The following is a 23,746-nucleotide window of genomic DNA, read 5'->3' on the forward strand; positions in this document are numbered from 1 at the left end:
CTAAGGAAGCCATATGAGTTTCTGGAGTTTAATCCGGCAGCGAAGCTGGGGACTGCTATTGGTTGTCGCCGGCGTTTGCGTGATTACGTTTATTATTTCGCATCTCATCCCCGGCGACCCGGCGCGACTACTGGCCGGCGATCGCGCCAGCGATGAAATCGTGCAGCATATGCGCGAACAGTTGGGGCTGAACCTGCCGCTGTGGCAGCAGTTTATCCGCTATGTCGAACAGCTTCTGCATGGCGATTTAGGCATGTCGATCCGCACCGGGCGGCCGGTGCTGGAAGATTTGAAAACCTTTTTCCCGGCCACCCTTGAGCTGGCGTTCTGCGCGCTGCTGATTGCTCTGGTGGTCGGCGTTCCGCTGGGCGTGCTCTCTGCGGTGTATAAAAACCGCTGGCTGGATCACCTGGTGCGCCTGCTGGCGCTGACCGGGATATCGACCCCGGCATTTTGGCTGGGGCTGGGCGTTATCGTGCTGTTTTACGGCAAGCTGAACCTGCTGCCCGGCGGCGGCCGACTGGACGACTGGCTGGATCCTCCCGCTCACGTCACGGGTTTCTATCTGATTGACTCTCTGCTCGCCGGAGATGGGGAAGCGTTTATGAATGCGCTGACCCATCTGATCCTGCCCGCTACCACTCTGGCCTTTGTGCATCTTGGCATCGTCGCCCGCCAGATCCGCTCGGCGATGCTGGAACAGCTCAGCGAGGATTACGTGCGTACGGCATTAGCGAGCGGGTTGAGCAAATTTACTATCGTGGTGCGCTATGCGTTGCCCAACGCGCTGATCCCGTCGGTGACGGTGCTGGGGCTGGCACTCGGCGATCTGCTGTACGGTGCCGTGCTGACCGAGACGGTGTTTGCCTGGCCGGGAATGGGTGCCTACGTGGTTTCCTCTATACAGGCGCTGGATTTCCCGGCGGTGATGGGCTTTGCCATTGTGGTGTCTTTTGCCTACGTGCTGGTCAACCTGCTTGTCGACCTTCTTTATCTGTGGATTGACCCGAGAATGGGTCGTGGAGCGTAACCGATGATGCTAACTCAACAACAGCCTGCGGTTGCCCGGGCTAAGCCCCGCGCTGCGGCATGGAAACGCCGCCTGTGGATGATCCGCCAGAGTCCGTTAACGGTGGTGGGTGGTGCGATTATTATTTTTATGCTGCTGATGATGATTTTTGCCCCGTGGCTGGTGCCGCAGGATCCCAACGCCATTAACCTGGCCGAACGCCTGCAGCCGCCGGGAGCCGGGCACTGGTTCGGCACCGACGAGGTGGGCCGCGATCTGTTCAGCCGGGTGCTGATTGGCAGCCAGCAGTCCGTTGCCGCCGGTCTGGCCGTGGTGCTGGTAGCGGGCATCAGCGGGTCGCTGCTCGGCTGCCTGTCCGGCGTACTCGGCGGCCACAGCGATGCCTTCATCATGCGCCTGATGGATATCATGCTGTCGATTCCGTCGCTGGTGCTAACCATGGCGCTGGCCGCCGCGCTAGGCCCGAGCCTGTTCAACGCCATGCTGGCGATCGCCATCGTGCGCATCCCGTTTTATGTGCGGCTGGCGCGCGGCCAGACGCTGATTGTTAAGCAGCATACCTTCGTTGAGGCCTCACGCACCTTCGGCGCTTCACGCTGGCACCTGATCAGCTGGCATATTCTGCGCAATGCACTGCCGCCACTCGTTGTGCAAGCCTCGCTGGACGTGGGCAGTGCGATTCTTATGGCGGCCACGCTTGGCTTTATCGGCCTGGGTGCACAGCAGCCGACCGCAGAATGGGGCGCGATGGTGGCGATTGGCCGCAACTACGTGCTTGACCAGTGGTGGTACTGCACCTTCCCGGGGGCGGCCATTTTGATTACCGCTGTCGGATTTAACCTGTTTGGCGACGGTATCCAGGACTTACTCGACCCGAAAGCCGGAGGGCGCAACTGATGCAGGACAGAATACTGACCATTGAAAACCTTCGCCTCAGCTTCCCGGTTTATCAGGGGGAAGTGAGCGTACTGAATAATGTATCGATGCATATCAACCGCGGAGAAATTGTCGGCGTGGTCGGTGAGTCCGGCTCCGGCAAATCCGTTACCGCCATGCTGTCCATGCAGCTGATCCCCCGACATTCCTATCGGGTCAACGGCGGCAGGCTGGAAGTGACAGGGAAGGACGTGCTTAGCGCCAGCGAAGCGGAGATGCGCCAGATGCGGGGTAATAAAGTTGCGATGATTTTCCAGGAGCCGATGACCGCGCTGAATCCAACCCGCCGCATAGGCAAACAGATGGTGGACGTACTGCGCCAGCACCGGCCGCTCTCAGTCAGTCAGGCCCGCGAGCGTGCCGAAGCGCTGCTGAAAGATATGCAGATTGCTGACCCGCACAACGTGATGCAGCGCTACCCGTTCGAACTGTCCGGCGGGATGCGCCAGCGGGTGATGATCGCGCTGGCCTTCTCCTGCGAGCCCGATCTGCTGATTGCCGATGAGCCGACCACGGCGCTGGATGTGACGGTGCAGCGCCAGGTGCTGAGGCTGTTAAAAGAAAAGGCCGCCGCCACCGGCACCGCCGTGCTGTTTATCAGCCACGATATGGCCGTGGTGTCTCAGGTCTGCGATCGGGTCTACGTGATGTATGCCGGTTCGGTTATCGAAAGTGGCAGCACCGCCAGCGTGCTGACCCAGCCGTCGCACCCCTACTCTGCCGGACTGCTGGAATGCTCACCGGACAGCGCTGAACCGCGTGCAGAACTGGCCTCAATTCCCGGCACCGTACCGAATCTGGCCCGTCTGCCGACGGGCTGTGCCTTCCGAGAGCGCTGCTTTGCGGCAGGCGATGCCTGCGGTAAACCGCCGCTGCTGCGTACAGCGGGGAGCCTTGACCGACAGGTGGCCTGCTGGTATCCGCAAAAGGAGGTGGTAAATGTCTGAATCCCTGCTCGAACTAAACGAAGTCCACGTGAACTTCCCGGCCAAAACCAACTGGCGGGGGAAAGTTACCGAGCGCGTTCATGCGCTTAACGGTCTGGACATGGTGGTGAATCGCGGCGAAACGTTGGGCATCGTTGGCGAATCCGGCTGTGGGAAAAGTACCCTGGCGAAGCTGCTGATGGGAATGCTGAAACCCACTTCGGGAAAACTGGAGTTGGCCCGATCGCCAAACTCGTGGCTGGGCCGGGGTATGCAGATGGTGTTTCAGGACCCGCTCTCCTCACTCGACCCGCGCCTGCCCGTATGGCGGATCATCACTGAGCCTGTGTGGATACAGTCGCGTACCGATGAAAAGGCCCGGCGTGAGCTTGCCGAATCGCTGGCGGCAAAGGTCGGTATTCGGCCGGAGTATCTTGACCGTCCTCCCCACGCATTTTCCGGCGGGCAGCGTCAGCGCATCGCCATTGCCCGCGCGCTTTCCGGGCAGCCGGATATTATGGTGCTGGATGAACCCACTTCGGCACTTGATATTTCCGTGCAGGCGCAAATCCTTAATCTGCTGGTGTCTCTGCAAAAGCAGCAAAACCTCACCTACGTGCTGATTTCCCACAACGTGTCGGTGGTGCGGCATATGAGCGACCGCGTGGCGGTGATGTATCTGGGGCAAATCGTCGAGATTGGTGAGACGCGCCAGGTGCTGGATGCACCGCAGCATCCGTATACGCGACTGCTGATGGAGTCGGTTCCGCGCATCGGCGCACCGCTGGATGGCGCGCCGAGCAATACGGAACTGCCGGGAAATCGTCAGTTACCTGCGGGCTGTTATTTCCGCGAGCGCTGCCCTTACGCGACAGCTCGGTGCAATGAGGTGCAGCCGCTACGAAAGTTGGCTAACGGTCATTCCGTAAGGTGCTGGCAGGCGGTGGAGTCGATATCGGTTCAGTGAATCTGAATACCTTCCCCGGGATATTTCACCCGGGGAGTATAACCCCGGCACCGCACTATTCCCTTATTCCATTGTTCTATAAGCGTAAAAAATATTCATACTGATCAAAATAGTTACAACATACAGTATGGGCTTTAAATAAAACACGCATTCCTCTGAAGCTAGAAAGCTCAACATTAAGATCGGCAAAATATGCACACGCTTAGCAGAAAAAAAAACACTTTCAAAAGCATTTAGCGGGGAACGTCTCATCCCTGTGACGGCTAACTATGCGTTATCAATGACCTGCGGATATCCGGCATAACATCTCGTATAACGTTCCTTTCGTTTTTTACTGCAAACCCGCCTCGGCAACAATCTCCACCAGAAAATCCGCCACCGCCCTGACCCTTGCGGATGCGGTCAACTCGGCGTGGGTCACCAGCCACAGATCTTCCGTAAAGACGCGATCGGCAGGGATCGCAGCTATCAGTTCACTTTCCTGCGCGGCAATAAAGCCGGGCAACACGGCCAGACCCAGGCCCGCTTTTACCGCAGCTAACTGTGCTACCAGGCTAGTGGTGACCAGCGCGGAAGCCGCATTCGGGTAGTGCTCATTTAACCATTTTGCCGAGGGGAGATGGCCGAAAGCAGGATCCCAGGTGATAAATGCCCTGCCCTGCTGCGTAGCGATGTCCGTAGCTGGATAAGCTTCAAGATAGTTTTTCGAGCCATACACCGCCGAAGCAATACGCCCTACGTTGCGAATCTTGAGCGACAGCTGTTCCGGCCGCACCAGCCGCAGAGCAATATCGGCATCGTGACGCGACATCGACACGGTATTGATGCCGGTTATCACCTCCAGCACGATATCGGGATATCGCGCATTGAAGCGCGGCAGCGCAGGAATAATCAGGTGGCTGGCCAGCGTCATCGCCGTTGCCAGGCGGACCTTACCGGCCGGGCGCATATCAGTTCCCGAGATATGGCTCTCCAGAGCCAGGATCTTTCCTTCCACCTCTTCGGCATGGTGCAGCACGTCCTGCCCGGCATCCGTCAAAAAGTAGCCGGTCTGATGATGAGCGAACAGGCGGGTTTTCAGGCTGCTTTCCAGCGCGCCTATCCTTCTCGCCACGGTTGACTGACTGACCTTCAGCGCGGCCGCCGTTTTCGTCAGGCTTTGCGTGCGCGCAACGGTGAGAAAGAAGCGTATATCGTTCCAGTCCACGGTGAATTCCCCGCCATCCGTTTTCTATTAATGGAAAATGATTGCCCTATTTTGTCTGTTTTTTCCCAAATCCGCCATCACTATACTACCTGCACTGACGAGTAACCTGATGATTTTAAAATAAAGAGGATTTTTTTATGCTACAGGACGAGGATCGCGGCGCACCCAAATTAACTGCCACGGAGGTGGTCAAAAACTATTTCGCTGCCTTTGCCAAAGGTAATATCGCGGAGGCCATAGCACTGCTGGATGACAACGTTGTCTGGCATATCGACGGCGACCCGAGCGTCTCGACTACCGGTCTGCTGCGCGGGCCGGAACAGGTTAGAAACTGGCTGTCGCGCTTTCCTGAAAACTTTAAACCCAGGATCTTTGTGATCAACGATCTTATTGAACACAACGGCAGCGTACTGGCCATCGGCCGCTTCCGCCATACCGTGTTAAGCACGGGAAACACCATCGGCAGCGATATGATTATTCATTTTACCGTCGCTGATTCGAAGATCGCTCGTTATCAAATCTTTGAGGACTCTGCCCTGCTGCAGCGCGCTTTTGACCCCAGCGACAGCTGGCAGGATCAGCAGATTAAAATCAACGGCACCCTCTATCGCTACCGAGACTGCGGCGAAGGCCCTACCCTGCTGTTCGCTCACGGGCTGCTGGTCGACCGCGATGTTTTTGCAGCGCAGATCCGTGTGCTCAGCCAGGCCCACCGCTGCATTGTGCTGGATATGCCGGGCCACGGGCAAAGTGGCTATCGCGCCGAAGGCTGGACGCTGGATGATATCAGTGCCGATCTGGCGCTGATGATCCGCGAGCTGTCGTTAGGCAAAGTCACCTTCGTTGGTCAGAGCCAGGGTGGGATGGTGGGGATCCGGCTGGCGGCGCACGATCCGGACTGCGTAGCGGGGCTGATCCTGATCGGCACCAGCGCCAGAGCAGAATATCCGGAACGGCTCGAGGGCTGGAAAACGCAGCGCGAGGTCATACTTAACGGCAGTGATGAAGCGCGGGAATCGTTGTTTGCAGATATTCAACACCGGCTTAACGGGCAACGCTGGCTTGCAGAACATCCGGACGATGTTGTCCGTGAACGCGCCGTGATGCTTAACCATAGCCGAACCGGGCTGGCCCTGGCGCTGGATGCCGCCGTCTTCACCCGGGGGGATATCCGTAAACTGCTGCCCTTGATTAATGTGCCTGCGCTGATTATCAGCGGTGAAAGCGATCGGGCGACGCCACCCGAGTTGAGCCACGAGATGGTGGAACTCATACCTGACGCAACGCTGCGGATCCTGCCGGAAACAGGGCATCATCCAACTCTCGAATCTGCCGACAGCGTCACCGAGGCGATGGCTTCGTTTCTGCTTAACATCGCGCAGAAATAAGCACGCCAGCAGGTCTCCGCAGTTAACGTGCGGGGCCTGAACGACATTAAATGATAAGCAACCAGGACCAGCCGGAAGGCTCTCATGCTGCAATAAATACCCTATGGAGAATGTCATGTGATGTTTAGTCACTTAATGTAGATTATTTTTCTCCAAATAAGACCTTTCACAGCCAAATAGAGAAACACCTCCTTCATTAAACCTTATATTCTGTCTTGAATTAGTTTGATACCGGTATCGGCCTTTGCTTCGTCAAGATGAGAACTGAAATGATGAAAGAAACACACACTGCCGCTTTGTGGGAAAGCCTGATTCGTATCGTAAAAGCCGAGGTCAAACCCGCTCTCGGCTGTACCGAACCGGTCTCGCTGGCGTTAGCTGCGGCCACCGCAAAGGCGCATCTTCAGGGGAAAGTACAGCATCTGCAGGCCTGGGTATCGCCCAATCTGATGAAAAACGGCATGGGGGTAAACATTCCAGGCGCGGGCATGAGCGGGCTGCCGGTCGCGGCTGCCCTCGGAGCGCTGTGTGGGGATGAGAAGGCCGGGCTGGAAGTGCTTAAAAATGTCACTCAGGATGATGTTGCGGAAGCAACACGCTGGATGAAGCAAAAACAGGTCAGGGTGGGCATCGATCCGGACTGTCACGAGGTCCTGTATGCGCGGGTACGAGTCTGGAATGACGCACATCACGCCGAGGTCATCATTGCTGGTGACCATACCCATATCATCAGCATTGAGCAGGACGGTAAAACGCTGTTCCGCGATGACAACAGAACGATGGAAGCCGAGCCGGTCAGCCTGCCTGATTTCTTCCGCAACGTGAGCATCAGGGATATTTTCCAGTTTTCTGAACAAGCGGCATTCTCCGATATTGCGTTTATTCTCGATGCTGCGGTACTCAATAACCGACTGTCTGAGGAAGGGCTGCGTCACCCGTGGGGACTGCACATCGGCGCCAGCCTGGAACGACAGCGCGCGAAGAATTTAATCGGCAATGATTTACTGTCCAACCTGTTGATCCGGACCGTTGCGGCGTCGGATGCCCGTATGGGAGGGGCGCCACTTCCAGCCATGAGTAATTCGGGTTCGGGTAATCAGGGTATTGCAGCCACGATGCCGGTGGTGGTTGCGGCGGAATTTACGGGTGCCGATCAGGAAAAACTGGCGCGGTCGCTGATCCTCTCACATCTGGTCGCCATTTATATCCACAGCAAACTCCCTACCCTCTCCGCGCTCTGTGCCGTCTCTACGGCATCAATGGGATCCGCAGCGGGTATTGCCTGGCTGCTGGGCGGCGATCTGGACACTATCTCCATGGCGATCAACAGTATGGTTGGTGATGTAAGCGGCATAATCTGCGACGGCGCCGCCAACAGCTGCGCGATGAAAGTGTCTACCGGCGCCGCATCCGCGCTGAAGGCGGTACTGATGGCGCTCGACAGCACCGCCGTCACCGGTCGGGAAGGCATTGTGTGTGATGATGTGGAGGACTCCATAAACAACCTCTGCTCACTGGCCCGCAATGCGATGCAGCACACCGATAAACAGATCATCACGATGATGATCGAAAAATCCGTCTGAAATACCTCAACGGTGACAACGTTATGCCCTGTCCGGGTTCCCTAACGTCCCTCAAAACGCATTACTCCTGAGGCGGAATGAGCGCGTGATACGATCCCATATCTCCACCAGTTCGGCATCACTGTAGGAAGGGGGCGGCAGGGCATGATTACTTAATGTCAGATCGAGATTTGGATGCCTGAAATCCGCCGTTTTCTCATTGGCTACAGCCGTAAACAATAATTGTGCTGACGGATTATCAGGATATTGTTCTGAGGGAGCAGTGTTGAGCCATTCACTGGTATCAAATCCGGCTATCTGTGTTTTACCCTTGCGTAGAGTTCGAGCCTTAACTCCTGTCAGATACGACTGGATTTCATGGCTTCGCTCCATCATGCTGCTGCTCTCTTTTAAAGCATTGTTGCTCCATACAGTAAAAGAAAACACCGGATTAAGCGGATAGATAAAGGTAATATTTTCCTTCGGTTGCCCGTTGCCGTCGCGAATAAACCCCTCTGAAATACAGGTTCCCGGCTGCGTCGGAACTTCATTATTCTTTCGCCCGCTCAGCCGGGACATTAAGTCCCGCAGCTCCGCCAGTTTATGAGGTTTGGTGTTTGCCATCCAGGCCGGCCTTCCAGCCTCGTCCCGTAAATAAAATGCACGTTCTTTGGCAAAACGTGGATCAGAATAATCAAGAATTTCCTGAGTGAGAATAAACGCCACTCCGTTAACATACAGGTGACCTTCCAGAAAGCGTAAAACACCCCCCACACTCTCATTTTGATTGCGGTCAAATATCACCGCATTCTCACTCAACCGGTAAACCTGTTTGAGAAAAGGCCGGTCGATAGCTCTGACCGTGTTTTTATTCTGCAACTCCTGCTCCCGCAGGCGGATACGCTGCGCAAACACCGGAGGGTAGAGACGCCTGCTGCTGATGGTGACCTCATTTATCTCGGCACGATCCGTCAGGGTGTTTTCAAAAGAGGCCGGAACCTCAAAAATATAGCGCCCCACGCACTGGGTCTGAGTGGTGGCAAACAGGGTATCGACCATATGTTTTTCCTTGTCCTTTAACGCCGGAGGCGTATGCACAAACGTCACATAGTTGTGAATATAGAAGCCCGACGCCAGCAGTATCATCGCCAGCGGAATCAGCCAGGAACGAGGGATTTTGTTCACGGTGCCGTCACCGAGCCATTGCCAGATCCCCTCGCGGAGATCAGCCTACAATCCTTCAACGGTGACAACGCCATGCCATCCTTAACGCCCCTCAAAACGCATTACTCCTGAGGCGGAATGAGCGCGTAATGCGATCCCATATCTCCACCAGTTCAGCATCACTGTAGGAAGGGGGCGGCAGGGCATGATTACTTAATGTCAGATCGATAATCGGATGTCGAAAATCCACTATTTTTTCATTAGCGATAACGTTGAAAAGCAGCTGTCCGGATGGATCATCGGGTAATTTTTCTGACGGCGCGGTGTTGAGCCATTCATCCGCCTCAAATCCCGCTATCTGCGTTTTACCCTTGCGCAGAGTTCGTGCCTTAACTCCTGTCAGATAGGGCTGAATTTCATGGCTTCGCTCCAGCATGCTCTTTGGATCGCCAAGATACGTATCCGTGGATACCGACAGCGAAAACACCGGATTATGCGGATAGATAAAGGTTATATTTTCCTTCGGTTGCCCGTTGCCGTCGCGAATAAACCCCTCTGAAATACAGGTTCCCGGCTGCGTCGGAACTTCATTATTCTTTCGCCCGCTCAGCCGGGACATTAAGTCCCGCAGCTCCGCCAGTTTCTGAGGTTTGGTGTTAAGTTCATTTTCAGCCATCCCCCCATTTATATACTCCGCACGGTCCTGCTTGTATTTGGGGTCAGATACATCTCTTATCTCCGAGGACATTATGAACGCTACCCCGTTAACGTACAGATGTCCTTCCAAAACACGGCCAAAACCCGCCGCACTCTCATTTCTATTATGGTCAAAGATCACCGCATTCTCACTCAACCGGTAAACCTGCTTGAGAAAAGGCCGGTCGATAGCATCAACCGTATGGCTGTCTTTGAGCGCCTGCTCCCGCAGGCGGATACGCTGCGCAAACACCGGAGGGTAGAGACGCCTGCTGCTGATGGTGACCTCATTTATCTCAGCACGATCCGTCAGGGTGTTTTCAAAAGAGGCCGGAACCTCAAAAATATAGCGCCCCACGCACTGGGTCTGAGTAGTGGCAAACAGGGTATTGACCATATGTTTTTCCTTGTCCTTTAACGCCGGAGGCGTATGCACAAACGTCACATAGTTGTGAATACAGAAGCCTGACGCCAGCAGTATCATCGCCAGCGGAATGAGCCAGGAAAGCGGGACTTTGTTCACGGTGCCGGCACCTGCTGCACTATTTTCACCACCGCGCGAACCGTGAACACCAGCGCATCTGACAGATCGCTGTAGACCGACCGGGCGCGGTCAACCGGATCAATGGCAAAAGCCCCTTCATGGTCAACATCCGTCGCCAGCACACCATGAATACACGGAGATACGGTCCGAACTGACGTCACCGGCACCGTGCCGTCCCCGGGGCTCCCGGCGGAAATCAGCGCATGCGTTCTGAACGGTGACAGATCAAGAGGATCTCCGGAATCCTGACGCACCCTCTGCGCCTCCTTCATGCGCAGAGGGATCCGTTCTTTCCACGTCAGGAACGCATCAGACTTGTTGTTCTCACTGGCACCGTAAAACAGCCAGGTCTGCGGGTGGTATTTGCCATTCAGCTCTTCGATAAACTTTTTCACATCTATCTTTATTCTGTCCTGGTAATCGGTCCATTCCTTGTCTGTATCCCCCAATAGCAAATCTTTATCACACAGTCGCCACCAGTCCGTTTTATTCAGATATATTTCCTCATACGGATTTGCCAGCGGCAGGGACTGACGGGCACCACTTCCCTCTATTTTCAGCCAGCCCGGACCGTAAGCCCTGCCCGGCAGCAGTTGCAGCGGACCGGGTGACTGCGCCAGCACAGGCATCAGCTTTTCTGCGTTTTCCCCGATTATCAACCCGATCATACCGCGCTCGCCGGTTTTCATCCGCCGGTACGCCGCCGGCGAGCCCAGATCCGGCATCACGCCGTGCACCATCCCCAGAATATGCTCCTGTCCGTTCAGGTTCTCCGAGTAGTGCCGGGCAACCAGTCCCCCCATCGAGTGGGTGATCAGTATGACCTTGTTCACCGCCAGCCGGCCACGGTACGTCCCCAGCACATCGCTGATAAACTCACCCAGCAGTGTCGCCGAGTCCCCGTTGGACTGCAGCCAGTTATAACCAAACACGTGCAGCGGATATAAAAACAGGTGCGAGTGTGCCGTTTCCTCTTCCGTTAACACCTGTTCGACCGGCTCGTCGCCTATCCTGACGCCGGTAAAACGTTGACGGGCCGTCTGCAGTTGCTCTTCCCTGAAGTAATTCTCCAACAGAATGTCGTCATCACAGAGCAGGTACTGCAACCGGTCAAGCGCCTCTCCGTAGCTCATAAAAAATGCGCTTCCCCACCCTCGTTCACGCCGCGAGGGAAATTTTTTTCCATCCGCCATGTCATTGAGAATCTCCCCGTTTTCGTCAACCTCGGTGGTCTTTGGGTCCAGAAGGTTCTTTCTTTTTTTTGCGTTTGCGAGTGGCCATTTTTTTAGCGACGACAGACTGAACTGCCAGACCTCACCGTCGCCATTTTTCAGGTTCGACCCCATCACCCCTGGAATAAAAATAACCGGGATGACTTTTACGGCTGGTGCCAGGCAAACGGCCACGTGGTTATTTTCTTTTGGATAATAAGTGAGATCGTAATGAATGCCGCCGTTGTCGTCCCAGATGGGCCGGTGATAAGAACGGTTTTTATTGTCTTCCATGTGTTTGTCTCCTGTTTTTCCTGTCAACCAGGGGCGCTAAACTGGCGTACAGCAAGCATTTATTTTTTGCGATTTTTCATCCACCGCGTTTACAGAAACAACCCGCGTCAGGAGTAGATGCTTATTCAGCCAGCTGAAAGTGGGGATAATCAAAACCGCAGTGAGAACGTATGCTAAAACAAAATCCGGATAATCTTTGTCTGTTGAGACAAAGAATTTAATTTATGGACAAACCCACTACTTATTATTCACCCGGTGATATCAGCAGAGCATCGATTCTGCAGGAAGTTGGGCAGCACCAGGCGATTTATAAATTTTTAAAAATCATTAATTACGTTTTGATATCATTATTTACATTATTACCTCACTACATTCTATACCGACCAACCGCCTGTTGGTAAGATGCGGCCATTTTCAATAACCGAGAATAAGTGAGGGTTCAGGCATGTCCTTAAAATATATATTGAGGCGCATCGCATTCAGCCTTTACGACTATCGCGCCGTGAATATCGTTCCTGATAACGTTCGCCTCGTCGTTATCCATATTCCCGACCAGATCGGGGATGCCATGTCCATATTTCCGGTGATACGTTCGCTGGAAAGACAGAGGATAGATCGTCTTATTATTGTGGCCTCCGCCCTCAACAGGCCGGTATTTAACGATTTGGCCCTGGGCACAACGAAGCTGACCGTCATCGAGATGTCATTCCAGGATAAGGCTGGGCTGGCGGAAATTAAGTCGGTGGCACAGGGGATACGGAAAGACTACGGCACGCCCGATCTCTGTATCGAGGCGATGCGGAAGAAAAACCTGAAGACGATGATTTTCATCAGACAGCTCAAAGCAAGAACTAACTTTCAGGTTGTCGGCCAGCCCCTGAAATGCGTCTCCCCTGCGTGCAAAAAACCGTCAAGAATGGACCAGGTTTTTCGCGCCCCGGTTCCGCTGACCTGGTCAATCATGATGCGGGAAGCCGGGTTTCCGGTGGTTCGCCCCCGCTTCGAATTCCCACTTGGCGAAGCGGTACTGGCTGAAGTGCGCGACGAATTAGATTACCCGGGGCGATATATTGCCTTGAATTTTGAAGGCAGCGTACCGGAGCGGACGTTTTCCCTGACGATGGCGAATAAGTTAATTTCGTTAATCAAAAGAGAAATAAACATTCCGGTAGTAATTGTTCACGGCCCGAAAGGGATCGGCACCGCTATCGAGTTAGCACAGCGATTCGATCATGTTTATCGCCTCAACCTAGCGCCGTCAATTAAACGGTCGGCGGCGGTAATGAAAGATGCTTTTATCGCCATTACGCCGGACACCTCAATATTACATATTGCCAGCGCCTTTAATATTCCGACCATTGCCATCTATGCCGATTACAAAACGCGCTGGCCCGCCATGCAGGATATATCTGAAACCATCGTCGTCGGAAATGATATCAACGACCTGAACCTGGATGAGTTTACTCTCGCTCTGCGGAGCCTGAAGCAGCGCCTTGACCTGCCTCATGAAGATCGGGAAGCGCCAGCAGACCATTCTGCAGGCGGATAATGTTAATGAACTCTCGCAGGGCCGGATGGACATACCGCCTGCTGCTGTAATAAATATGGAAGGGTTCACCACAGGCCGAGTGTGCGGGCATCACGTTTACCAGCCTCCCTTCAGCAAGTTCATGACTGACGCGCGATTCCAGCACATAGGCCAGCCCGGTTCCTGCAATCGCGGCGGAGATCGTGGTTTCCGTGTCCTTGATGGTGATATGCCCCGGCACGTTGATACTGATACTGCCTTCCGGCGCATCAAATTCCCAACGATAGCGGGCGTTATTGCCCAGCAGCAGCTGGATACAACGGTGCTTTGACAGATCCGACGGCGATGCGGGCACGCCGTACCGTTTCACGTACTGCGGAGCGCCGACCACGATCCAGCGCTGCGCGCCGGTCAGCGGCACGGCCACCATATCCTCCGGCACCAGATGGCCGTAGCGCATACCGGCATCAAAGCCTTCGGCGGTAATATCGACCGGGCGATCCTCCACAACCACGGTGAGCCTGACCTGCGGAAAGCGCTCAGAGAATGGCGGTAAGGCCGGGGCCACCAGCAGCCTTGCCGCATCCGCGAAGACGTTAACCCGCAGGGCACCGAAGCTGTTGCGGCCGGGCGCATCCAGCGTTTCGATCGCGGCAGAAATGGTGTCGAAGCCCTCACCCAGCTTATCTGCCAGCTGCTGGCCTAGCGCCGTGGCTGACACCGCGCGGCTGGTGCGGTTCAACAGACGGGCGTTCAGGCGGGCTTCCAGTCGTCTTATGGCGTGGCTCACCGCCGACGAGGACAGCCCCAGCTCAATGGCCGCCAGCTTAAAGCTGCGGCAGCGTAATACGGTCAGAAAAGCCTGAAGATCGGCAAAATCAATACGTTCCATAGCAATGATGAACCCGGTTAATCGCTTGAGTGAATGCAACTCATCTTTTAGCACGGGCGATCCCGTCAGGTAAACGCTAAGCTCCTTCAAACACGCAGTTTTGCTTCCCGGTTTGCCGACTCGCAGCCGCCCTTTTCAGTCATTAACGGTAAGGAATCACAGGATGAAACACAGAACGCTGGGAAAAACCGGCCAGAAGGTATCGGAAATTGGTTTTGGTGCCTGGGCGATTGGCGGCACCTGGGGTGAAGTCAGCGTTGAAGACGCGGAAGAGGCGCTGAATGCCGCGCTGGACGCCGGGATCGACTTTATTGATACCGCCGATGTTTACGGCGACGGCCGTTCAGAAAAAATCATTGCCAGCGTGCTTAACCAGCGCGGCGGCGAACGCCCGTTTATCGCCACTAAACTGGGCCGCAGGCTCTCCCCACATCAGGCTTCCGGCTATACCGAAAAAAACCTGAACGAGTTTGTCGATCGCTCACGGGTTAATCTGCAAATGGATACGCTGGATCTGGTGCAGCTGCACTGCCCACCAACGGAAATCTACTACACGCCCGAAGTCTTTGCCGTGATGGATGAGATGATTGCCGCCGGGAAGATACGCAGCTACGGCGTCTCGGTTGAAAAAGTCGAAGAAGGCCTGAAGGCGCTGGAATACCCGAATGTGTCCTCCATCCAACTGATTTACAACATCTTCCGCCAGCGCCCTGCCGAACTGCTGCTGCGTGAAGCGAAGCGGCGGGACGTGGGGATTATCGCCCGCGTGCCGCTGGCGTCCGGGCTGCTGACCGGGAAAATGAGCGCGTCCACCGCGTTCGCCGCAGACGATCACCGGGCGTTTAACCGCAACGGTGAAGCCTTCGATAAAGGGGAAACGTTCTCCGGGGTGCCTTACGAGGTGGCGCTGGATGCCGTGGAGGATATCCGCCGCTTCATCACCGGGGACGTGACCATGGCGATGTTTGCCCTGCGCTGGATCCTGATGAATGAGGACGTCACCGTGGTCATTCCCGGTGCAAAAAACCGGGCGCAGTCGGAAGCTAACGCCCGGGCCAGCGGTGTCGACGCGCTGTCGGAGGAAACCATGACCGCGCTGAAGCAGCTCTATCAGGAAAAAATCGCGCCGTGGGTGCATCAACGCTGGTAGCAGGAGAGCATCGATTCTGAAATCGATAAGGCGGGAGCGTCCAGCTCCCGTCATTTCACTGTACGGCGTTAAACGGCGCGCGCCCCAGTAGCATCGCATCAATCACCGCTAGCACGCCCTCATCATTGTTCGACGGTGCCGCATAGCGCGCTGCCGCTTTCGCCGCCGGTGACCCATTAGCCATTGCAAAACCAAATCCGGCGTGACTCAGCATTTCCAGATCGTTACCGCCGTCGCCGAAGGCCAGCACCTCATTATCCGCGACGTCGTAAATCTGTTGAATACGGCGAATGCCGTTAGCTTTGTGATTGCCGGGGATAATCAGGTCAACGGAGCCGTGGCCGCTGGAGACCGGCGTGACGATATCGCCCACCTGCTCAACGATCTGCGCCATCAGCGCGCTGACGTCATCCTCAACGTAGCTCAGTGCGAATTTGAAAACGGTGTCATCAATCTGGTCATAGCTGTCGATCTTCTGCAGCATATGATAATAAACGCGCATCTCATTGAAGAATCCCTCGCCGGCGCTGGCCAGCATATACGCCCACTTCCGGCCGCAGACCAGGAAGTTAACGCCCTCGATGCGGCTGATGACCTTTATGACGCGTTTTACGTCGGCCTCCGGCAGGTTTCCGCAGTAGATCTCCCGCTGTTTATCAACGATATACGCTCCGTTTTCCGCCACGTACGCCAGTTCAGCATCAATATCCGGGAAGAAGCTTTTTAACTGGTAATACTGATTACCGCTGGCGACAACGAACTTGATATTTCGCTGTTTAAGCTGCTGATATTGTTCGGCAAAACGCTGACGCGCGTAATCACCCTGACTGTTTAGAAAGGTTCCATCCATATCGACGGCCACAAGCTTAATCATCGTTTATCTCCCTGCAATTTAAAAAAAAGCCGGTACAACGGACCCGGCCGGCACAGTGCCACTCAGGTAATCGTTAATACTTCAGTTTCAGGGCGCCCAGCACAATAACCAGGAAGCTCAGCGCCACCAGCGAGAAAGCCACGTAAAGATTGGAAAGATGCGCCACCCAGCCAATCAGCGCCGGTCCGCCCAGCACGCCGAAGTAGCCCAACGTGGCGACCATCGCCACCGAGCGGTTAACCGGCATCACCTTTTCCTGACCCGCCAGGGTAATCAGCACCGGAACAATGTTAGCGGCACCAATGCCCACCAGCGCAAAGCCAAACAGCGCCATCGCCCAGCTGGCAGTTAACACCGTCAGCAGATAGCCGATAATGCCCAGCACGCCGCCGACTATCAGCACCCGCTTGCGGCCCAGCGCGGTGACCACCGCATCGCCGGTCAGACGCATCAGGGACATGGTGATGGCGAACGCCGCAAAGCCCCATCCGGCGTGTTCAACCGCCATACCGCGCTCCTGGGTAATAAAAATACCGCTCCAGTCGAGGATTGCCCCTTCGGCCATAAAGCAAATCATCGCCATCACCGCCATCAGCACCAGACGGAAGTTAGGCCGGGCTTTAGCTTTACCGCCCTCAGACTCCTCTTCCTCCCCACCTGTCGGCAGCAGCGACGACAGGAAGCCCAGCGTGACCAGCCCCACCAGCGCCACGGTGCAGAGCGCGGCCCCCAGCGGTGAAAAACCGGATCCCAGCAGCAGCGCCCCACCGCCTGCCCCGGCAATACAGCCGACGCTCCACAGGCAGTGAAAGCCGGACATCAGCGGTTTACTGGCTGCCTGCTCAACCAGCGTCCCCTGCACGTTCATCGCCACATCGGTCAGACCAACCCCCATGCCGAAGATCAGCAGGCTCAGGGCCAGAAGGCGGATATCGCTGAACGTCGCCAGCAGCGGCAGCGTCAGGCAGTAAAGCACCACCCCGGCGACGATCACCGCACGGCAGCCCAGTCGCCCGATGATGCGCCCGGAAGCCAGCATCGCGATCAGCGATCCGCCACCCAGGCATAGCAGCAACAGCCCCAGACCTCCGGCATCGGCACCCGTGCGGAGCTGCGCATAGGGAACCAGCGCCGCCCACAGGCCCATCGCCATACCGGTAACCAGAAAAATTGCCCGCGTGGAGGCCCGGCGTGCGGTGCTGTCCACCCCTGCCAGGGTGTTGATCATTGACATATCAGAGGTTCCTCATTTTGTGATTATACTTTTTAAAAGTCTTTTAATAATTCGGTATTATTACGATGGCGAAAAAAATGTCAATCGGGTAAGGGAAATTATCGTCGGGAAACGCGGCGCTACTCCGCGTACAGGCGGTGATGGTTATACTGCTGCAGGGTCCGATCGGCGATGCCCTGCAGATAGTCCTGGCGGATCGCGTCGCGGTAAATCAATTCGGGCAGGTGTTTTTCCGGGAGGTAACGCAGGCAGATTTCCCTCATTTCCGGCAGATGCTCGGCGCGAATGTTATCTCCCGCCACCGCGACGGTACGCGGGTTTATCAGCGCCGTCAGCGAGACCAGAGTTTTGGCCATGCCTTCCACCAGCGGCGGTTCTCCCTCAACGTTGAACGGCAAATGCAGCACCTCGCCGGCAAAATTACTGGCGCCGGTCAGCACCTTGCCATCAATCACCATGCCGCAGCCGGGATAGTGAACATCAGGCTTGTAGAGATAGGCCACCGGAACGCTGACGCCCGCACAGCTGCTGCGGTAAAAGCCCCAAACGGTATAGTTCAGATCGTTGCCCGCCTGGGTAAAGCAGCCGGTTTGCTGCGCGGTGCGTGCCGCAATCGCCAGCCCGCTAAACAGGGAGATATCACAGTACCCCACCACATCATCCACCACCACGCCCGGCAGCCCGATGCCGATAACCCGCACACCGGGATACTGCGCCAGCATCGAGGCAATCAGCCCGTCGAAGGTATCCACCGCCAGCGGCAGAAACGGCTTTTCACCCTGCACCAGGATCTCGCCGGTGGCTGAACTGACCGCCCACACCAGTTCAGCACGTGCATCGCTTCCTGCCGCATACAGACTCAGGACGGAGAAAAAATCAGGGTTGCAGGCATAGCGCTGTGCCGGACGGCCGCCGCGCGATGCCTCAAACTCCAGGGCCAGCACTTCACCGGTGAGCGTCAACTCGTTGAGCACCGCGCCGCAGGTGGCGCTGCTAAGCCCGGTTTGCTGCGCCAGCTCGCCCTTGGTGGCCGTTCCGAGGGATTTCAGCATCCCAATCACCAGCGCGATATTGCTTTTTTTCATTTCACGGGTGGTTCGGCTGAGCGGCGTATTCATCTTTTCTCTTCGGCGGCGGCGGGTAACGGCAGTAATTTAACACAGATGGGGGCGTTCAGGGCTGCGCTTAGCCCGGAGCGGGAAAATCTGCCCGGTTCTCATCACCAACCGGGCGCGTACATCAGGCTTTCAGCGTTGTATAACGCTCGGCCAGCTTATCAAGGAAGGTGTACAGCACCTGATTCATCGCCCGGTAATCGTGGGCGCGCAGCTCATCCGGCGTATTTACAAAGCGGAATTCAGCCGCCCGGCTGAGATCGTTTTCAGAGTGGGCAATCAACAGTTCGACCACCTCGGGCGTCAGTTCCATATGGCACTGGAAGCCGAACACGCGGTCGGAATAGGCCACAATTTGTCGCGGGCACCCTTCGCTGAAGGCGATAATCCGCGCATCAGGGGTCAACCCCGGCATATCGTTATGCCAGTGGCCCACTTCAAGCGTCTGGCCAAAATGCGAGAACAGCGCGTCATCCGCTGCGGCATCGGTCAGGAAAATCGGGAACTTACCGATCTCTTTTTCCGGGCTGTGGGCAAACGGCGCGCTCAGCGCTTCGCCAATCAGCTGCGAACCGAGGCAGATACCGATAACTGCTTTCCCCGCCTTGATCGCCGAGGCAATCAGCACCTGTTCGCCTTTGGAATCGAAATGCGGGCAGTCTTCCAGCGTGGTGGCAGGATCCTGCGGGCCGCCCATCACGATCAGAAAATCAATATCTGTGACTGCCTTCGGTAGCGGCTCACCGGCGTAGACCCGGGAACAGGTCACGTCATGACCGTGTTCCCTGGCCCAGATTTCATAAGCGCCGGGGGCTTCAAAACTTTCATGTACGATAAAATGCACGCGCATTGCAGGACACTCCGTAGATCGTTTTACAGGCTCTTATCAGGCCTGCTGAGAGAGAAAAGTCGGGCGCGAAGCAGAGAGAAAGACCGCCAGAGACTGCGCAATCTGCTCGGTTTCCGCCGGGTTAAGATCGGCGACGGTGATGCGCAGACCGTTGCCGGCGCTGCCGAGTGCGAAGGATTCTCCGCCCCGGATAAGCCATCCTCGCTGCGCCATCTGCAGGACTATTGTCGCGCTGTCACCCACCAGCGGGATCCAGACGTTCAGACCGTCGTGCTGCGGTGAAACAGTGACACCGTAACGTTTTAACGCGACGACCAGCGCTTCTCGCTGCTGCTGATAGCGCTGACGCGCCTCGGCAATCTGGTGAGCGAACTGCGGCGAGGACATTGATGCGCCGGCCAGGTCCTGCAGAATATGGCTGACCCAGTTCGTCCCGGCGTTAAGCCGCTGCCGCAGGCGGGCGGAGGTTTCGCCGTCGCTGGCGACAAACGCCAGACGCAAATCCGGGCCGAGGAATTTCGAGGTTGAGCGGATCAGCACCCAGTTCTGCGTATTGGCCGGAATAACGTGATGATAATCCTGCGTTGAAAGCAGAGAAAAATGGTCATCCACGATCACCAGCACCTGCGGATAGGCCTGCAGCAGGGTGCGGATCTGCGCCGCCCTTTCCGCGCTCAGCCCGTAACCGGTCGGATTGTGTGCGCGCGGGGTAATAATCACCGCCTTCACCCCGGCTTCCAGCTGGCTCGCCAGCGCTTCAGGCTGCATTCCTTGGGTATCGACCGGCACCGGGCAAACCTGCAGGCGGTTATGTTTCAGCGTGCTGATGCTGCTGAGGAAACAGGGATCTTCCACCGCCACGCGGTCACCGGCAATCAGCCAGCTTGCCAGCACGCGCTCGACGGCATCGACAGCACCGCCGGTCAAATTGAGGTCGAACGCCGAGGTCAGGTCGGCCTGCAGCCACGTTCGCCCGGCCTTTTCCAGATCGGGACGAATAGCGACTTCACCGTACAGACTGGGTGAACTGCGGATAAAGGCCACCAGATCGCTGAGCTGCGGCAGGACGTCGGCAGAAGGATTACCGCTGGCGAGATCGCGTAGCGCGAGATCCGCCGTGCTTCCCTCCAGCTCAACCTCCGCAATCGCGTCGCGGATAACGGTGCCGTTGCGCCCTTTTGACACCGCGAAGCCCGCATCGGTCAGCCGTTTGTACGCCAGCGCAACGGTGTTACGGTTAACACCGAGCGCGTTCGCCAGTTCCCTGACGGAGGGCAGCAGCGTTCCCGGAGCCAGATCGCCTGAATGCACCTGAGCACGAATACTGTCGAAAATTTCACCTGCTGTTTTACCGATTATCATCATTGAACTGTGACAAAATTAAGTTTAGCCTAGGACAATGTTAATTCACTGACGATGAGTTGTCTATCCGATATGAAATCACACCCGAGTTCCCTCCCCGATCCCACTGCAGTAGAGCAAACGCAGCCGCGCCATGAGATGCACAACCGCTGGCCACAGGCGGAAAGCGTTGAGGATTTCCGCCATAATCTGGCGGCAGTACAGGCACGAATCGACAGCGCCTGCCTGCGCGCCGGGCGCGATCCCACTGAAGTGCGGCTGCTGCCGGTCAGTAAAACCATGGATGAAGCCCACATCCGGCTGGCGCATCAGGCAGGCTGCACCCTGCTGGGCGAAAACAAAGTGCAGGAGGCGTGGGGCAAATCGCAGGCGATGGCCGATTTGACCGATCTCAAGTGGTCGGTGATTGGCCATCTGCAAACCAACAAAGCGAAGCTGGTCGCCCGCTTTGCCAGCGAATTTCAGGCGCTGGACAGTCTGCATACCGCAGAGGCGCTTGACCGCCGCCTGCAGGCAGAAGGCCGGGCGCTGGATGTTTTTGTGCAGGTGAATACCTCAAATGAACCGAGCAAATACGGGCTGCATCCCGATGCTGCTGGCGAATTTATGCAGAAAATTCAGGGGCTGGATACCCTGCGCGTGCGTGGCCTGATGACGCTCGCCGAATTCAGCTCTGACGCCGAGCGCGTGCGGGCCTGTTTTGTCAGGCTGCGGACGCTGCGGGATCGCCTTGGTGATGCACAGCAGCTGGCGCTGTCGATGGGCATGTCCGGGGATTTCGAAATCGCGATAGAAGAAGGCGCGAGCGTCGTGCGGGTCGGTCAGGCCATTTTCGGCGCGCGGTCACTGCCTGACGATCACTTCTGGCCAACGGAGAAATAATCTTATGATACCCGGCATCAATCCGGCCCAGCTGCAAAAGCGCCGCCCGGAAAAAAACGCGGATATTATCTCGATCCAGTCGCAGGTCATTTACGGCACCGTCGGCAACAGCATCGCCCAGCCTACGCTGGAAAGCTACGGCTGGCAGGTTCTGGCGGTACCGACCTTTCTGCTCAGCAACACGCCCGACTATCCCAGCTGCTTCGGCGGTGAGATTTCAGCCGAATGGTTTAGCGGCTTCCTTCAGGGCCTGCACGATCGCGGGCAGGATGCACAGCTCCGCGCCGTGATTACCGGCTACCTCGGCAGCACCACTAAGGCCAGTGAAGTCAGCCGCTGGCTGCCTGGAACGCTACGGAGCAACCCAGAGGCGATGGTAATTATCGACCCGGTCATGGGTGACGACGACTGCGGTTACTACGTCGACCCGGCACTGCTGGGCTGGTATCGCGACAGCCTCGCGCCGATGGCCACGGGCCTGACGCCAAACCGCTTTGAGCTGGCCTGCCTGAGTGGTAAAACGCTGGAAAATGACGATGATGTGATCGCCGCAGCCCGAACACTGCTAAACCAGCGAACTCAGTGGGTTGTTGTCACCAGCGCCGCACGCGGTGAAGCGGGGAAAACTCTGCGCGTTTTCTGCGTGACCGCAGAGGAGGTTCACGTGATTGAGCACGCCGCCTACGACGGGGCACCTAAAGGTACCGGCGATATGTTTACCGCCCAACTGACTGCCCTGCTGCTGAAGGGTTTACCGCTGTTCGAGGCGGCAGAACTCGCCTGCCAGCTGACCCGCCGTAGCGTGCTGGATTCGCTTAACGACGGGACTGGGCTGCTGAATCCGCGGCCGGATATTTCTGCCGAAAGGGCTGGAGTAGGAGACTGACTGAAGCCGGGGGCGAACGTCATCCTAATCGGACAGCAAACGCCCTCACCCGTTTTAGCGGCTTTTACCTTCACCGTCAGCAAATACCCTGTCGGTCAGGAAATCGACCAGCGCACGGATCTTTGGCGATGCGTGCTTGCTGGCGGGCCAGAGGATATGGAATACCCCTCTGCGCTTATCGATATCGTCCAGCAGCGTGACCAGCTGCCCGTCTGCAATCAGGGGGTTAATCGCAAACTCCGGCAAAAAAGCGATGCCTAACCCCTTGAGGGCGAAGCACACCCGGGTTTCGATATTATTGCATACCATTGAAATCGGCAGATTCAGTTCGACTTCGCTGCCAAGCTCCCATTTTTCCAGCTTTCCACTGTACGGAAAACGGTAATGCATACAGCGGTGGCGCAGCAAATCGCCGGGATTTTCGGGGGTGCCGTAGCGGGAAAGATAGGCGGGAGAGGCGACGATTTTCATCGAAAAATGACCCAGCCTTCTGGCTGACAGGCGCGAATCCATCGGCTGCCCGGTGCGGATCACCGCATCAAACCCTTCCTCAATCACTTCCACCATTCTGTCGCTGAAATCCAGATCCAGTTCGATGTCCGGGTAGCGCGCCATAAAATCACCCAGCACCGGCAGCAGCAGCGGACTGACCTGCGGCAGGCTGAGACGCAGGCGCCCCGCCGGTTTTCCCGCCGCCTGCGACAGCTCAAGCTGTGCCGCTTCCATTTCACCGATGATACGGCGGCTGCGTTCCAGAAACAGCGCGCCTTCTGCCGTCAGCGTCATGCTGCGGGTGCTGCGATGAAACAACCGGACGCCCAGCTTTTCCTCCAGCCGGGCAATACTTTTGCTGATCGCCGAAGGGGAAAGCCCCAGCTGGCGGCCCGCCGTAACAAAACTACGACTTTCCGCCACCTGCACAAACACCGTCACGCCGCTGAAGCTGTCCATTCTCACCTGCCGATTAACGAAATTTATTCACGGGTTTCCTGAACTATACCCCACTTTTTCTTTAATGCGGCGCTGATTAAGGTAGACGGACATCCAC

The 23,746-nt window shown here is 56.5% G+C and carries 21 protein-coding genes; 10 read left to right on the forward strand and 11 right to left on the reverse strand.

Annotation, left to right across the window (positions count from 1 at the left end; translation table 11 throughout):
• Window positions 1-13 precede the first annotated feature (13 nt).
• The 4 genes from EC836_RS12950 to EC836_RS12965 are packed head-to-tail and all read left to right on the forward strand — an operon-like array spanning window position 14 to window position 3,859.
• Window positions 14-1,030, forward strand: coding sequence for an ABC transporter permease (locus tag EC836_RS12950; RefSeq protein ID WP_123333687.1), 1,017 nt, complete (start codon window positions 14-16; stop codon window positions 1,028-1,030).
• A 3-nt stretch (window positions 1,031-1,033) separates the two neighbouring features.
• Window positions 1,034-1,927: a D,D-dipeptide ABC transporter permease gene (gene ddpC, locus EC836_RS12955; protein ID WP_123333689.1), complete on the forward strand. Its 894-nt coding sequence runs from the start codon at window positions 1,034-1,036 to the stop codon at window positions 1,925-1,927.
• Window positions 1,927-2,913: an ABC transporter ATP-binding protein gene (locus EC836_RS12960; RefSeq protein WP_123333691.1), complete on the forward strand. Its 987-nt coding sequence runs from the start codon at window positions 1,927-1,929 to the stop codon at window positions 2,911-2,913. The genes ddpC and EC836_RS12960 overlap by 1 nt, the downstream gene beginning before the upstream one ends.
• The gene (locus EC836_RS12965; RefSeq protein ID WP_123333693.1) at window positions 2,906-3,859 is read left to right on the forward strand and encodes an ABC transporter ATP-binding protein; all 954 of its coding nucleotides are present in this window, start codon (window positions 2,906-2,908) and stop codon (window positions 3,857-3,859) included. Before EC836_RS12960 ends, EC836_RS12965 begins: the two co-directional genes overlap by 8 nt.
• Window positions 3,860-4,190: 331 nt before the next feature.
• Here the strand turns inward: EC836_RS12965 and EC836_RS12970 are convergent, their stop codons facing one another.
• The gene (locus EC836_RS12970) at window positions 4,191-5,066 is read right to left on the reverse strand and encodes a LysR family transcriptional regulator (RefSeq protein WP_123333695.1); all 876 of its coding nucleotides are present in this window, start codon (window positions 5,064-5,066) and stop codon (window positions 4,191-4,193) included.
• 137 nt (window positions 5,067-5,203) lie between these two features.
• Here EC836_RS12970 and EC836_RS12975 point away from each other — a divergent pair, with 137 nt between their 5' ends.
• Together EC836_RS12975 and EC836_RS12980 are read left to right on the forward strand one after the other, a co-directional pair.
• The gene (locus EC836_RS12975) at window positions 5,204-6,454 is read left to right on the forward strand and encodes an alpha/beta fold hydrolase (protein ID WP_123333697.1); all 1,251 of its coding nucleotides are present in this window, start codon (window positions 5,204-5,206) and stop codon (window positions 6,452-6,454) included.
• A 272-nt stretch (window positions 6,455-6,726) separates the two neighbouring features.
• Window positions 6,727-8,037, forward strand: a complete 1,311-nt coding sequence (locus EC836_RS12980; protein ID WP_233599334.1) for a serine dehydratase subunit alpha family protein — start codon at window positions 6,727-6,729, stop codon at window positions 8,035-8,037.
• 51 nt (window positions 8,038-8,088) lie between these two features.
• Here EC836_RS12980 and EC836_RS12985 read toward each other — a convergent pair whose 3' ends face one another.
• The 3 genes from EC836_RS12985 to EC836_RS12995 all read right to left on the reverse strand — a co-directional run bounded on the left by EC836_RS12985 (window position 8,089) and on the right by EC836_RS12995 (window position 11,925).
• Complete coding sequence (locus EC836_RS12985; protein ID WP_123333701.1) at window positions 8,089-9,201, reverse strand: T6SS immunity protein Tli4 family protein; 1,113 nt, start codon at window positions 9,199-9,201, stop codon at window positions 8,089-8,091.
• A gap of 91 nt (window positions 9,202-9,292) precedes the next feature.
• Window positions 9,293-10,399, reverse strand: coding sequence for a T6SS immunity protein Tli4 family protein (locus tag EC836_RS12990; protein ID WP_123333703.1), 1,107 nt, complete (start codon window positions 10,397-10,399; stop codon window positions 9,293-9,295).
• Window positions 10,396-11,925, reverse strand: coding sequence for a triacylglycerol lipase (locus EC836_RS12995; protein ID WP_123333705.1), 1,530 nt, complete (start codon window positions 11,923-11,925; stop codon window positions 10,396-10,398). The genes EC836_RS12990 and EC836_RS12995 overlap by 4 nt, the downstream gene beginning before the upstream one ends.
• 445 nt (window positions 11,926-12,370) lie before the next feature.
• Between EC836_RS12995 and EC836_RS13000 the strand changes: the two genes are divergently transcribed.
• Complete coding sequence (locus EC836_RS13000; RefSeq protein WP_123333708.1) at window positions 12,371-13,474, forward strand: glycosyltransferase family 9 protein; 1,104 nt, start codon at window positions 12,371-12,373, stop codon at window positions 13,472-13,474.
• Here the strand turns inward: EC836_RS13000 and EC836_RS13005 are convergent.
• Window positions 13,386-14,345: a LysR family transcriptional regulator gene (locus EC836_RS13005; RefSeq protein WP_233599309.1), complete on the reverse strand. Its 960-nt coding sequence runs from the start codon at window positions 14,343-14,345 to the stop codon at window positions 13,386-13,388. The genes EC836_RS13000 and EC836_RS13005 overlap by 89 nt on opposite strands.
• Before the next feature lie 163 nt (window positions 14,346-14,508).
• On the opposite strand from EC836_RS13005, the gene EC836_RS13010 reads away from it, so the two are divergent.
• On the forward strand, window positions 14,509-15,495 hold the full coding sequence (locus EC836_RS13010; protein WP_123333710.1) for an aldo/keto reductase: 987 nt from the start codon (window positions 14,509-14,511) through the stop codon (window positions 15,493-15,495).
• 55 nt (window positions 15,496-15,550) lie between these two features.
• On the opposite strand, the gene EC836_RS13015 is transcribed toward EC836_RS13010, so the two are convergent.
• The 5 genes from EC836_RS13015 to ptsJ all read right to left on the reverse strand — a co-directional run bounded on the left by EC836_RS13015 (window position 15,551) and on the right by ptsJ (window position 20,930).
• Window positions 15,551-16,369, reverse strand: coding sequence for a Cof-type HAD-IIB family hydrolase (locus EC836_RS13015; RefSeq protein WP_148050373.1), 819 nt, complete (start codon window positions 16,367-16,369; stop codon window positions 15,551-15,553).
• 73 nt (window positions 16,370-16,442) lie between these two features.
• Entirely contained in the window at window positions 16,443-17,603 is a 1,161-nt protein-coding gene (locus EC836_RS13020) for an MFS transporter (protein WP_123333711.1), read from the reverse strand.
• 119 nt (window positions 17,604-17,722) lie between these two features.
• A complete protein-coding gene (locus EC836_RS13025; RefSeq protein WP_123333713.1) occupies window positions 17,723-18,721 on the reverse strand; it encodes an ROK family protein in 999 nt (332 codons plus the stop codon).
• Window positions 18,722-18,842: 121 nt separating this feature from the next.
• Window positions 18,843-19,568, reverse strand: coding sequence for a type 1 glutamine amidotransferase (locus EC836_RS13030; protein WP_123333716.1), 726 nt, complete (start codon window positions 19,566-19,568; stop codon window positions 18,843-18,845).
• Between the two features lie 36 nt (window positions 19,569-19,604).
• A complete protein-coding gene (gene ptsJ / locus EC836_RS13035; protein WP_199735151.1) occupies window positions 19,605-20,930 on the reverse strand; it encodes a transcriptional regulator PtsJ in 1,326 nt (441 codons plus the stop codon).
• A 72-nt stretch (window positions 20,931-21,002) separates the two neighbouring features.
• On the opposite strand from ptsJ, the gene EC836_RS13040 reads away from it, so the two are divergent.
• Together EC836_RS13040 and EC836_RS13045 are read left to right on the forward strand one after the other, a co-directional pair.
• Window positions 21,003-21,812 carry a YggS family pyridoxal phosphate-dependent enzyme gene (locus EC836_RS13040; protein WP_233599311.1) on the forward strand — a complete coding sequence of 270 codons (810 nt, stop codon included), beginning with the start codon at window positions 21,003-21,005 and terminating at the stop codon, window positions 21,810-21,812.
• A gap of 4 nt (window positions 21,813-21,816) precedes the next feature.
• A complete protein-coding gene (locus EC836_RS13045; protein ID WP_123333722.1) occupies window positions 21,817-22,698 on the forward strand; it encodes a PfkB family carbohydrate kinase in 882 nt (293 codons plus the stop codon).
• A 54-nt stretch (window positions 22,699-22,752) separates the two neighbouring features.
• Here EC836_RS13045 and EC836_RS13050 read toward each other — a convergent pair whose 3' ends face one another.
• Window positions 22,753-23,649, reverse strand: coding sequence for a LysR family transcriptional regulator (locus EC836_RS13050; protein ID WP_123333724.1), 897 nt, complete (start codon window positions 23,647-23,649; stop codon window positions 22,753-22,755).
• Between the last annotated feature and the right edge of the window lie 97 nt (window positions 23,650-23,746).

The organism is Erwinia sp. JUb26 (assembly GCF_003751505.1).
Taxonomy (GTDB): Bacteria; Pseudomonadota; Gammaproteobacteria; order Enterobacterales; family Enterobacteriaceae; genus Erwinia.